Source organism: Luteolibacter algae, from assembly GCF_042683045.1.
Classification (GTDB): domain Bacteria; phylum Verrucomicrobiota; class Verrucomicrobiia; order Verrucomicrobiales; family Akkermansiaceae; genus Luteolibacter; species Luteolibacter algae.
The window spans coordinates 398,240-409,307 of the sequence record NZ_JBHUIT010000003.1 but is presented as its reverse complement, the minus strand read 5'-3'; the positions used below and the strand labels follow the sequence as shown (position 1 = coordinate 409,307).

11 protein-coding genes and 2 tRNA genes are annotated in these 11,068 nt (G+C 52.3%); 5 read left to right on the top strand and 8 right to left on the bottom strand.

Annotated features, from left to right (window positions below):
• Positions 1 to 26: 26 nt before the first annotated feature.
• Positions 27 to 356: a hypothetical protein gene (locus ACFSSA_RS05960; protein ID WP_386819244.1), complete on the bottom strand. Its 330-nt coding sequence runs from the start codon at positions 354 to 356 to the stop codon at positions 27 to 29.
• Positions 353 to 1,084, bottom strand: coding sequence for an ATP-binding cassette domain-containing protein (locus ACFSSA_RS05955; RefSeq protein WP_386819242.1), 732 nt, complete (start codon positions 1,082 to 1,084; stop codon positions 353 to 355). Before ACFSSA_RS05955 ends, ACFSSA_RS05960 begins: the two co-directional genes overlap by 4 nt.
• A 140-nt stretch (positions 1,085 to 1,224) precedes the next feature.
• On the opposite strand from ACFSSA_RS05955, the gene ACFSSA_RS05950 reads away from it, so the two are divergent.
• Positions 1,225 to 1,314, top strand: a tRNA-Ser gene (locus ACFSSA_RS05950).
• Positions 1,315 to 1,354: 40 nt separating this feature from the next.
• Positions 1,355 to 1,939 carry a riboflavin synthase gene (locus ACFSSA_RS05945; RefSeq protein ID WP_386819240.1) on the top strand — a complete coding sequence of 195 codons (585 nt, stop codon included), beginning with the start codon at positions 1,355 to 1,357 and terminating at the stop codon, positions 1,937 to 1,939.
• A gap of 75 nt (positions 1,940 to 2,014) precedes the next feature.
• Here the strand turns inward: ACFSSA_RS05945 and ACFSSA_RS05940 are convergent, their stop codons facing one another.
• Entirely contained in the window at positions 2,015 to 3,076 is a 1,062-nt protein-coding gene (locus ACFSSA_RS05940; RefSeq protein ID WP_386819238.1) for a formylglycine-generating enzyme family protein, read from the bottom strand.
• A 94-nt stretch (positions 3,077 to 3,170) separates the two neighbouring features.
• Here ACFSSA_RS05940 and queD point away from each other — a divergent pair, with 94 nt between their 5' ends.
• Together queD and ACFSSA_RS05930 are read left to right on the top strand one after the other, a co-directional pair.
• Positions 3,171 to 3,536: a 6-carboxytetrahydropterin synthase QueD gene (gene queD / locus ACFSSA_RS05935; RefSeq protein ID WP_386819236.1), complete on the top strand. Its 366-nt coding sequence runs from the start codon at positions 3,171 to 3,173 to the stop codon at positions 3,534 to 3,536.
• Between the two features lie 77 nt (positions 3,537 to 3,613).
• A tRNA-Pro gene (locus ACFSSA_RS05930) sits at positions 3,614 to 3,690 on the top strand.
• Between the two features lie 72 nt (positions 3,691 to 3,762).
• On the opposite strand, the gene hpt is transcribed toward ACFSSA_RS05930, so the two are convergent.
• Positions 3,763 to 4,299 (bottom strand): hypoxanthine phosphoribosyltransferase, encoded by a 537-nt coding sequence (gene hpt, locus ACFSSA_RS05925; protein WP_386819234.1) that lies wholly within the window; start codon positions 4,297 to 4,299, stop codon positions 3,763 to 3,765.
• Between the two features lie 102 nt (positions 4,300 to 4,401).
• Between hpt and ACFSSA_RS05920 the strand changes: the two genes are divergently transcribed.
• Positions 4,402 to 5,280 (top strand): hypothetical protein, encoded by an 879-nt coding sequence (locus ACFSSA_RS05920; protein WP_386819232.1) that lies wholly within the window; start codon positions 4,402 to 4,404, stop codon positions 5,278 to 5,280.
• A gap of 89 nt (positions 5,281 to 5,369) precedes the next feature.
• Here the strand turns inward: ACFSSA_RS05920 and ACFSSA_RS05915 are convergent, their stop codons facing one another.
• The 4 genes from ACFSSA_RS05915 to ACFSSA_RS05900 form a co-directional block, all read right to left on the bottom strand.
• Positions 5,370 to 6,032 carry a PEP-CTERM sorting domain-containing protein gene (locus tag ACFSSA_RS05915; RefSeq protein ID WP_386819230.1) on the bottom strand — a complete coding sequence of 221 codons (663 nt, stop codon included), beginning with the start codon at positions 6,030 to 6,032 and terminating at the stop codon, positions 5,370 to 5,372.
• Between the two features lie 212 nt (positions 6,033 to 6,244).
• Positions 6,245 to 7,747, bottom strand: coding sequence for a malate:quinone oxidoreductase (locus tag ACFSSA_RS05910; protein ID WP_386819228.1), 1,503 nt, complete (start codon positions 7,745 to 7,747; stop codon positions 6,245 to 6,247).
• Positions 7,748 to 7,948: 201 nt separating this feature from the next.
• On the bottom strand, positions 7,949 to 9,616 hold the full coding sequence (locus tag ACFSSA_RS05905) for a glutamine--tRNA ligase/YqeY domain fusion protein (RefSeq protein WP_386819226.1): 1,668 nt from the start codon (positions 9,614 to 9,616) through the stop codon (positions 7,949 to 7,951).
• 67 nt (positions 9,617 to 9,683) lie between these two features.
• Entirely contained in the window at positions 9,684 to 11,015 is a 1,332-nt protein-coding gene (locus ACFSSA_RS05900) for a dipeptidase (RefSeq protein ID WP_386819224.1), read from the bottom strand.
• Positions 11,016 to 11,068: the final 53 nt, after the last annotated feature.

Below are 11,068 nucleotides of genomic sequence, written 5' to 3'. Positions count from 1 at the left end.
GTTTCAGTGGTTTTACCACAAGAACTCTAAAAAGGAGCTGTCCGATTTTCTGGGGTCAGGCCAGGTAGATTTACGAGAGTGGTATAAAAGCCGATCCTATGAGCCGTTAATTCAAAGCTGATATTTAATAGGTAGGCAGCAATCATGACCAATACCCCATAAACTACCTCGTTCCAAAGATAGGTCTGAACTGTGTTCAAATAGATACAGAATAGCCCTGCGTATAACAAATTCAACAATCGTCCGGAGATCCTGCGCAACAAGCTTCCGTCTTTGCTGGCAATGGCTTCTCTCTTACGGGCAGCTTGTGCAAGCTGGATCAGAAGTTTTTCGGATTGGTGGTTTTGGAAGTTCATCGGAAATTCCTGTCAGCAAGCAAGATATGTTTCGCAGCTTCCGGATCCATATCAATGCGGGATCTCAGTTCGCTGCTGGGAGACCAAAGAGTTTTATCTCCCTCCCGGATCACGCAGACATGATCCGAGAAATCAACCGCCATTTCCACCATTTGAGTTGTGTAGATTATAGTGCTGCCCTGTTTGGAAAGATGGGTGGCAAGCTGCCTGAATGCGGCCATTCCTATCGCATCCATACCGGAGGCGAATGGCTCGTCCACTAACCAGAGTTCTGGTTCGATCGCGGCGACACATCCTAGATTTACTTTCCATACCTGGCCCCGCGAGAGAAGGCCCACTGTCCGATTAATCAGCGCCGCACAGCCGGTTTCTTCCAGCCAGTAAGTAAGGTGCTCTTCTCTCCCCTGAATGCTTTTTCCATAGAGTTTTGTCAAAGTGGAGATGTTCCACGCACTGGTGTGGTCCGGAAAAAGCAGCGGAATATCCGGGGTAAAGTATAGTCTCTTTCTCAGGTCCAAATTTTCACGAGAAAAGTTCTGTCCATCATATCTAATGGTTCCTTTGTCGGGCACCAGAAGGCCTGCAAGTATCTTTAACAAAGTGGATTTTCCTGCGCCATTCTTGCCAAGCAAAGCGATGATTGAGGAGTCCGGAATCGTGATATCGAACTCTTTTAGCGCGCTAACTGGTCCAAAAGCTTTGGATAGGCCTTCCAATTCGATATGCATATATTTATATGAAACATGCTTGAATAGCGGAGTCTGACAAGTCTGGGTATTCCGGAGGCCGTTCTTTTTTGCGGGAACTGCTGGATTGTGAGCTTTACATCTGATTTCTGATGGATCACTTTTCGCGTCCGCGACCTACAGGAGAGATGGCTGAGTGGTCTAAGGCACCCGATTCGAAATCGGACGTGGGGTAATACTCACCGTGGGTTCAAATCCCACTCTCTCCGCCAGCGCCCCCTTGGTGCTGGAAACTTCTATATAATCGGTAATATGTTTACAGGACTTGTCGAAGCATTGGGAAGAGTCGTTTCGAAGGAAACCCTTGGGGAACAGGCTAAACTTTGCGTGGAGATCCCGTTTGCCGGAGAGCTCGCGCTTGGAGACTCCGTCGCAATAAACGGCTGCTGCCTGACAGTAGCGGAGCTGAAGTCCCGGGAAGTCGTCTTCGACGTTCTCGCCCAAACCCTGCGGATCACTTCCCTCGGGGCATTGCAGGCAGGCTCGGTGGTAAATCTCGAACGTGCGTTGCGTGTCGGTGATCGCTTGGGAGGTCATTTCGTCCAAGGCCATGTCGATGCTGTGGGAAGAATTCTTGCCCTGGAGAAAAATGGCCAGGATCTCATCGTCGAGGTAAGTCTAACACCAGAAATCCACGGATTATGTGTAGATAAGGGCTCGATTGCCATCAGTGGAATCTCTCTTACGATTGCCGAGCTCCGCTCCACATCGGCGGTTTTCTGGATCACTCCGCATACCTTTACACATACTTGTCTCGCGACAGCAAAGGTAGGCGATCCGGTCAACTTGGAAGGCGACATGCTTGCCAAACATGTCGCCCGTCTGATGGCCCGTTGAGAACGGCTGGAACAGCCCGGGCAACGGACTTACTGCGGGAGTTTTTGATCCCGCAGTAAGAGTTATATGGCTGATCTATTTCGCATCACGGGCGCAGCGAAAGCCCGTATGGCAAGAGGGTGAATCATTTTCCAATGAATGACGTGCACCAGGTCGGTATCTCATACAGTAGGAAACATGGCAGAGAAAGGAGCCACCTTTTGTCACATAATTTGGTGCTCCATCGTTTTTACGGCCCGAAGTGCGGTTGATCCATGTTTCAGGTCCATCAGGATCGCACATTTCACACTTTGAGCGATACTCCGGATCGTAGAAATCAGAGCAAATCTCCCAGGCATTTCCTGCCATATCATAGAGTCCGTAGCCATTCGGTTCATAGGACTTTACCGGAGCGGAACCAGCAAATCCGTCCTCCGCCGTATCGTTGGTGGGGAAGGTTCCATGGAAGGTGTTCGCCATCCACTTGTCGCCGGGTTTGAGCTCGTCTCCCCAGACATAAACTTTCCCTTTCAATCCGCCGCGGGCGGCAAACTCCCACTCGGCTTCGGTCGGCAATCTTTTGCCAGCCCACTCGGCATAAGCTTTTGCATCATCATAGTTCACGCATACCACCGGGTGATCTTCCTTTCCGACAATGTCCGAGCCTTCGCCCAACGGATGGCGCCAATTGGCATTGGGATCCCATTTCCACCATTGCATATAGGAATTCGGGTCTTCGATCTTTCCGTGAAATTCTTTCGGAGATGTGAAAACGATCGCTCCCTGATTGAAGGGGGGCTGGGGCAGGTATTGATGCGCTTCAGGGGGGAATTCATTGATGTCAGCTTCCTGCTCGGCGTAAGTGACGTAATTGGTAGCCTTCACAAATTTTGCAAACTCCCGGTTGGTAACTTCTGTCTCGTCGATCCAGAAACTGCTGACTTCCAGCTCACGCATGGGAGATTCTTCAGGAAAAACTTTCTTTCCGTAAGGCGTCTCAAACTCTCCGGTGGAGCCCATGATCGTTTTACCTCCTTCAATTTTTACCATGCCGTCCTTGGTTTCCGGGCCGTAGGAGTTTTTAACTTCCTGTTTTTTGCACGATGCCAGAGCGACAGCGGCGAGTCCTATGGCAATGAACTGATGTTTAATTCTCACGAGGAAATCTACGTTCCCCGGGTCCCAAATCCATCACAAATATCGGGATTGCTTTCGTTATTGGCAAAAAGTGAGGTAAGAGTTTTTCCAGCACATGAAAGCAAGACTCACCAAAGAATTCCGTTTTGAGGCAGCGCACACCCTGCCAACCCTGCCTGAAGATCATAAATGCAGGCAGATGCACGGGCATAGCTTCAAGGTGGAGATTTCGATCGAAGGCAAGGTCGATGAGAAAATCGGGTGGGTTTACGATCATAAACTCATCTCCAATGCGATGAACCCTCTTCTGGAGCAGCTCGATCACGGTTACCTGAATGATATCGAAGGCTTGGAAAGTCCCACCATCGAGATTTTAGCCGGGTGGTTTTGGAAGAAACTCGCCCCGCAATTGCCCGGTTTGGCAGAGATCGTCATCTTTGAAACACCCACCGCACGCTGTTCCTTCAAAGGCGAATTTTGAGCTGAAATTTTTTTCAAAAATGATGACAAATAAACTTGCGTTATTGGTCGTCTCAGATCACCTTCGCCGCCCCGGCACGGGACGTAGCTCAGCCTGGTAGAGCGCCTGCTTTGGGAGCAGGATGTCGTCAGTTCGAATCTGGCCGTCCCGACCATTTCCCCGCAATTTAGATTGCGGGGATTTTTTTTGCCGAAGTGCTGGGATATTTCAATGTCTGGCCTGTCTGTCAGACGGCTGCCGATAGCTTCAGCACACCCACGTATGGGAGATTCCGGTATTTTCCTTTATAATCGAGACCGTAACCGACGACGAATTCGTCACCGATCTCAAATCCTATATAATCTGCTTCCACTTCCTCGGCCCGCGTCTTGTCTTTGGATAATAGCACGGCGGTATGCACTGCTGTGGCTCCTTCTTCCAGGAGACGTTTCTTAACTGCGGCCAAGGTGCGGCCGGTATCGAGAATATCATCCAGGAGTAGGACGTGGGCTCCTTCCACCTCGGGGAAATGGAGATCGAGAAAATCGACATTTCCGGAGCTCTCCACGCCGCCGTGATAGCTGGCAACATTCAAGCACTCGATGGATAGCTCGCGTGGGATTCGCCTCAGAAGATCTGCAGCAAAAACCAGCGCACCTTTGAGTAGAATGATGACGATGACCGGACCTTGCGGAAAATCGGTTTCGATTTCCTTGGCGATGGTGTCCAAGCGTTTGCGAATCAGTTCTTCGTCCACGAGAACTCGCTCGATATTATTTTGCATGACTGAAACTGGCGCATGATCGGCGCTCGCCAAGTGGTAAATGTTTGCGGCGGATATCAGGCAGAGGTTGACCGCAGATGTCTTGAGAGTTAGCGCAGGGGGGTGGATGCATGGTCTGGAGCGATAGGTTTACCATTGATAGGGGCTGCATTGCATCCCTTGTTGGGAGCGATGGTTCAACGAGCCACCCGGCAGGGGATAAGGTTGCCGGTGGTTTTGGGAGTGGCAAATCTCATCACGCTGGCGGTGTTTGGAATCTATCTGAAGCCGGATTTTTCCGAAGGATTTCATCCGGTGGATGCGTTAGCTGTCTTCAACGGAATCCTCTATTTTTGGGGACAGTGGTTCTCGGTGCAGTCGGTGCGAAAGGGAGATCTTGTGGTTCATTCGTCTGCTTTGGGCTTCAAGGTCTTGATCGTGGCGATTCTCTCGGCTGGAGTGGGATTGGAGAAAGCCGGGGCCGGGCTGATTGGTGGGGCGGTGCTTGCAGCCATTGCGGTCTATCTCGTCGCGGGGGCGACTGCGGAACGATGGAAGGAGAATCGACTGACAGTCTGGCTCACCCTTGTGGCGTGTCTGATTTTTGGCACAAATGATTTTCTGACCGGATGGAAAAGCAACGAAATCGGCGCCGCACGCTGGCTGATTTTGATGATGGCTACGGCGGGGGTGCTCTCGATCGGGATGTTGCACCCGAGATGGAAAGATGTGCGGGATGTTTTCGGAAATTCCGTCAGCGCCTGGCCTGTCGCTGGGGCAGGCATTGCAATGGGTCTGCAGGCATTGGTGGTGAATATTGCCTTCAGCAAGTTCGGCGAGCCAGCGCTTAGCAATATCGCTTACAGCACGCGCGGGGTAATGGCGGTATTTTTCGTATGGGGAATATGGGTCCTCAAAGGGCAGGGAAAGGGTGGGCTGAGCGGCAGGCAACTATTGGGAGCTGCGATGATGGTGGCTGCTCTGGCAATGGTGCTCATTTAAAAGGGCGCCCCGGAAAGATTTGCGGATAAAAAAACGGGTTCCACCACATGGCGGAACCCGTCGGAAATATCCTATAATCACACAAAAAATTAGCGACGGCGGCGAAGCAAGCCGAGCACCCCAAGGCAGCTGAGAAGAGCCGTGGAGGGCTCCGGAACGATGTAGAGATCAAAACTCATTGTGTATGCCGTCGTATTTGGAACGCTGCTGAAGTCTATCGGGTTGTCTGATGAACGAATAGCTGCGAATTCATTCGCTGCGTTAAGACTCAGAAGTGCGACATTGCCGGATCCACTCGTGAAGGCCGCAGGTGCTGCTACGACTTCAGAGCTCAGGGCATTTGCTGTTTGAATGGTTGTTCCTGTCAGATTCTGATTGTTTCCGGAAGTCGCGCCAAGTGTGGCTCCTGAGAAATCTTCCGTCCAAATGGCGGCACCGCCGACTGTCAGCGAAATGTTGTCAATATAGACAAAATTGGCGGCTGTTCCCGTGGCACCTTGGCCGAAAAAGATAAATGGACGCGCTTCGTCGGCGTTGGTCGTGAGGCCGAAATCGGCAATTGTTCCAGTGTAGGTGATATTGAAAACGCCCTCAGCAGACTGGGCCATTGTGAAGGTGCTGGATCCGTTGCCGCCTGCACCGTCGAGCTTGAAGCGGGGTTGAAAACCACCGACGGGAACAGATAACGCCGCGAAGGATGGAAGAATCATACCGCAGAAGGCAGCGGTGATCATGAGTTTGGTTTTTGACATATTTTTTGGATGTTTCGGTTGGTGAGAAAGGCTGGGAGCCTGAGGATCGAACCGATATCGTAAACAAAAACTCCAAAAATATAAGGTTCTTACGCGAAAAAAAATGCAGATTTTGCGCAATTTTTGAGGGGATCTACGGAAATGGGGAAAGATGTTGTTGATCCACGAACGTTCTATATAAATTCGCGTCGCTTCCTGGAAATGAAGTCTGATTACCTGAGCTGAAGGGTGAGATCGGATTCCTCGCGTATACTACGGTATAAATCAGGCTCTGCGGAAAGGCTGTGCCCATAGGAAGGAATCATTTTTTTGAGCGAAGGTTTCCAGTCCTCAAGACGCTCGGGGAAACATTTTTCGATGATCTCCACCATCACGTCCACGGCTGTGGAAGCACCTGGCGAGGCGCCCAGCAAAGCCGCGAGCGAACCATCCGCCGCAGCCACAATCTCGGTGCCGAATTGGAGCTTCCCACCTGCCTTTTCATCTTGCTTGATGATCTGGACGCGCTGTCCCGCAGTGGAAAGATGCCAATCCTCCAACTTCGCATCGGGGAAGAATTCGCGCAGTGCATCCAGCCTGTCCTGAGGGGATTGGATGACCTGCTCAATCAGATAACGCGTAAGATCCATATTATCTTTTCCCACCGCCAGCAGTGGAACCAGATTGTTGAGCCGGACAGAGCCTGGAAGATCGAAGAGTGATCCCGATTTCAGGAATTTAGGAGAAAAGCCTGCAAAAGGGCCGAAGAGGAGGGAGCGCTTCCCATCAATCACGCGTGTATCAAGGTGCGGAACCGACATCGGTGGTGCACCCACTGCAGCTTTTCCGTAGACCTTTGCCTGATGTTTCTCTGCTAGCTCAGGATTGTCGCAAACGAGAAATTGGCCGCTAACGGGAAATCCGCCGAAGCCTTTGCCTTCCGGAATACCAGATTTCTGGAGGAGAGGAAGCGAGGCTCCACCTGCCCCCACAAAGACGAAAGGAGTTTTTATCGAGCGATTGATGCTTTTGTCGAGATTCCGCACAGTGAGGTGCCAGCGTCCGTCTTTTTCGCGTTTGATATCGCGCACCTGATGATGGGTCGCCAGCTTGATGTTTTCCCTTGATTCCAGGAAATCCACAAGTGCCTGGGTGAGCGCGCCGAAGTTTACATCCGTGCCGCCGGGGGCAAAGGTGGCGGCGATGCTTTCCTCTGTGTCCCGGCCATGCAAAAGTAGTGGAGCCCATTCTTTGATGCGCTCCGGATCACCTGTAAATTCCATTCCCGAAAAGAAGTGATGGGCGGACATGGCTTGATGGCGGCGTTTTAGAAACGCACTGTTTTCCTCCCCCCAAACGAAGCTCATGTGCGGGACGGCGGTGATGAATTCCGCAGGCTCCGGCAAGATTCCGCTTTTCACCAGATAGGCCCAGAATTGTTTCGAGAGCTCGAAAGCCTCGTTGATTTCAAGAGCCTTGGAAATATCCACGGAACCATCAGCATTCTCCTTCGTGTAGTTCAGCTCGCACAATGCTGCGTGGCCCGTGCCTGCATTGTTCCACGGGTTGGAACTTTCTCGGGCGACATCGGCGAGAGCTTCGACAATTTGGATTTCGAGAGTTGAATCCAGCTTGTGCAGAAGTATTCCGAGCGTGGCACTCATGATACCGCCGCCAATCAGCACGATATCGGGTTCGGCGAATGTGGCTACGCGTGGGGAGGTATTGCTTTCCATTTTCTTGTTCGAAGCAGTCTCCTTGCCACGGAGGATGCGGTAGGTGCAAGAGTTTCCACAGGGTTTCGCGGGGAAAAAACGTCCCAAACCCGGAATGAGTGCATGTCGCTCCAATAGCCTGTGGATCGATCAGAGAAGGCCTCCTCTGATCGAAATGCTTCATCTTCCAGGTGCGGACTCCGGAGGTGATTCTCCGGAGGATTAGCGGCCTTTTCCCCATGAATCGCGCAGGGCAACGGTGCGATTGAATACAGCTTTTTCTCCGGGGATATGGTCTTTCGAATCTGTGACAAAATAGCCCATGCGTTCAAACTGGCAGGAAAAGCCCGGTAAATCGAGGAGTAGGGAAGCCTCTAGCTTCGCCTGCACTGTCTTGCTGGATTCCGGATTCAGCACGCTGACGAAGCCACCTTCAGCCGCGTCAGGATCCTCTACTGTGAAAAGACGGTCATAGAGCCGGACTTCGGCATCGATTCCCGATTTCGCGTCGACCCAGTGGATGGCGGCTTTGCAGACGACTCCCTCGGGAGAGTCTTTCCCGGTGGTGTCCGGAAGAAGCTTTGCACGCACTAGGAGGACTTCGCCCGCATCGTTTTTCTCGTAGCCGATGCATTGGATGATCGGACCGCCACGCAGGCGCACGTATTTCTCCGGAGCGAGACGGAAATATTTTTTCTCCGGGACTTCCTGGAAATCATCGCGCTCGATGAAAATCTCCTCGGAAAAGCGGACCATGCGATTTCCTGCCGTCTCGTCCTGCGGGTGGTTTGCCACTTCAAGCTCATCGGCAGGCTCCTCCTGGAAATTTTCGATGATCACTTTCAATGGATCCAAAACCGCCATCCGGCGAGGGGCTGTGGCATTGAGATGATTGCGGATATCATGTTCCAACAGGGCGACATCGGTGGTGCCATTATACTTGGTGATGCCGATACGTTTGCAGAAATGGCGCACGGCTTCCGCCGGATATCCACGGCGGCGAATACCGGAAATGGTAGGCATGCGGGGATCATCCCAGCCGGAGACGTGACCATCTTTTACGAGTTGCAGCAGCTTGCGCTTGCTCATGATCGTGTAAGTCAGGCTCAGCCGTGCGAACTCGATTTGGCGTGGCTGTGAGGGAACAGGGCAGTTCTGTATGAACCAGTCATAAAGTGGACGATGGTTCTCGAATTCCAGTGTGCAAAGCGAGTGGGTGATGTGTTCCAGGGCATCTTCGAGCGGGTGGGCGAAGTCATACATCGGGTAGATGCACCAGTCATTTCCGGTGTTATGGTGAGCCGCGTGCATGATGCGATACATGATTGGATCACGCATGTTCATGTTGGATGATGTGAGGCTGATCTTCGCACGGAGAACCGCTTCGCCTTCTTTGAAATCTCCAGCCCGCATCTTGGCAAATTGCGTGAGATTCTCCTCGGGAGTGCGATCGCGGAATCTTGACGGCGTGCCGGGGGTCTGGACATTTCCGCGGTGGAGCTTGATCTCCTCCGGGCTTTCCTCATCCACATAAGCCAGCCCCTTTTTGATCAGGTCGACGGCGCATTCGTATAGAAACTCGAAATAGTTTGAGGCGAAATAGAGATCGTCTCCCCAGTCAAAGCCAAGCCAGCGCACATCGTCTTTGATGCTCTCGACATATTCCGTTTCTTCTTTTTCCGGATTTGTATCGTCGAAGCGCAGATGACACTTCGCTCCTTCGTGTTCCTGGGCGATACCAAAGTTCAGACAGATGGATTTCGCATGACCAAGATGCAGGTAACCGTTGGGCTCCGGCGGAAAACGGGTGATGATGGTCTCGTGCTTACCGGTGGAGAGGTCGTTGGCGATGATTTCCCGGATGAAATCGAGTTTCTGGTTTTCTGACATGGGAAGATTTTCTAGGCGCAAAAATGAACGTGAATATATTGAGAGAGGGTGAGAAATGCCAGATGGATTATTTGGCAAGTTCTTCGAGGAGCACCCGGTTGAGCCGGATGCCGGCTTCGAAATTTTCTACCGGGAAACTTTCGTTTGGCGAGTGGATCTGCGCATCGGAAAGAGCAAGTCCGAGCAACAGGGTATCGGTGCCAAGAATCTCCCGGAATGCCTGGACAATAGGGATCGAGCCACCCTCGCGGATTAGCATTGGCTCTCCCGAAAAAGTTGCTTTCAAGGCGCGTTGAGCGGCTTTTCCGAATTCTGAATGTGGATCGCAGGCATAGGGTTTACCATCGTGACCGAGCTCGATTTCCAGCTTTACTCCCAGCGGACAATGTTTCTCGAGGTGAGCTTTCAACTGCTGGAGAATGACTTGTGGCTCTTGATCCGGGACTAGGCGGAGAGAGAGTTTCACAAAAGCTTCCGCAGGCAGGACGGTCTTCGAGCCTTCGCCCTGATAGCCACCACCGATTCCATTGACCTCTGCAGTCGGCCGGGCCCAGGTGCGTTCGGCGGAATTGTAGCCCGGCTCGCCGAATAGAGCGGGCGCACCGGTGACCTTCTGGAAATCCTCATCTTTCACGCCCGGGACCTTTGCCCACATTTCACGTTCCCATTTCTCCAAGGGCCGGACGCTATCGTAGAAACCTTCGATCGCTACCGTGCCATCCGGGAGATGGAGGGACGCGACCAATTGCGCGATTGCTGTCGCCGGATTGGCTACGGCCCCGCCGAAAAGGCCGGAATGAAGATCGCGGGCCGGGCCGGTGATCTTCACCTCCGCGCAGGCGATGCCGCGCAAGCCGTATCCCAGGGTGCCGGTGTTCGGAGCAACCATCCCGGTATCGGAAATAGCGATGATATCACATTTCAGCTCGTCTTTGTGGCTTTCCAGGAATGGTGCAAGGTTTGGAGAGCCGATCTCTTCTTCACCTTCGAAGAGTAGGATGAGGTTCACGGGTAGCTCACCCTTCTCCGCCAGGGTTTTTTCGATTCCCAGAACGTGCGCGAGCATTTGCCCTTTGTTATCCGTTGCGCCGCGTGCCCAGATTTTTCCCTCACGGATTTCCGGAGCAAAAGGAGGGCTATCCCACAGATTCAATGGATCGGCCGGTTGGACATCGTAGTGGCCGTAGATCAGAACCGTCTTTTTGGAAGCGTCGTGCTGATTTTTTGCGATGACGATAGGGTGTCCCGGCGTTTCGTGAAGCATAGCCTCCAAGCCCATTCCATTGAGCTTTTCCACTACCCAGTTCGCACAGTCCAAGACGTCCGTCTTGTGCCGGGGATCTGTGGAGATACTGGGAAACGAGAGAAACTTGAAAAGGTCTTGGAGCTCGGCTGTCATTCTGCGGCGAAGCTAGATGACATGAGCCCCGCCGCAAAGAAAAACGAGTGTGA

What these genes read in the sequence shown, in the direction of transcription:
- ACFSSA_RS05955 (WP_386819242.1), bottom strand. Translation starts at nt 1,084, where the DNA reads ATGCATATCGAATTGGAAGGCCTATCCAAAGCTTTTGGACCAGTTAGC.
- ACFSSA_RS05905 (WP_386819226.1), bottom strand. Translation starts at nt 9,616, where the DNA reads ATGTCAGAAAACCAGAAACTCGATTTCATCCGGGAAATCATCGCCAAC.
- ACFSSA_RS05910 (WP_386819228.1), bottom strand. Translation starts at nt 7,747, where the DNA reads ATGGAAAGCAATACCTCCCCACGCGTAGCCACATTCGCCGAACCCGAT.
- queD (WP_386819236.1), top strand. Translation starts at nt 3,171, where the DNA reads ATGAAAGCAAGACTCACCAAAGAATTCCGTTTTGAGGCAGCGCACACC.
- hpt (WP_386819234.1), bottom strand. Translation starts at nt 4,299, where the DNA reads ATGCAAAATAATATCGAGCGAGTTCTCGTGGACGAAGAACTGATTCGC.
- ACFSSA_RS05960 (WP_386819244.1), bottom strand. Translation starts at nt 356, where the DNA reads ATGAACTTCCAAAACCACCAATCCGAAAAACTTCTGATCCAGCTTGCA.
- ACFSSA_RS05900 (WP_386819224.1), bottom strand. Translation starts at nt 11,015, where the DNA reads ATGACAGCCGAGCTCCAAGACCTTTTCAAGTTTCTCTCGTTTCCCAGT.
- ACFSSA_RS05915 (WP_386819230.1), bottom strand. Translation starts at nt 6,032, where the DNA reads ATGTCAAAAACCAAACTCATGATCACCGCTGCCTTCTGCGGTATGATT.
- ACFSSA_RS05945 (WP_386819240.1), top strand. Translation starts at nt 1,355, where the DNA reads ATGTTTACAGGACTTGTCGAAGCATTGGGAAGAGTCGTTTCGAAGGAA.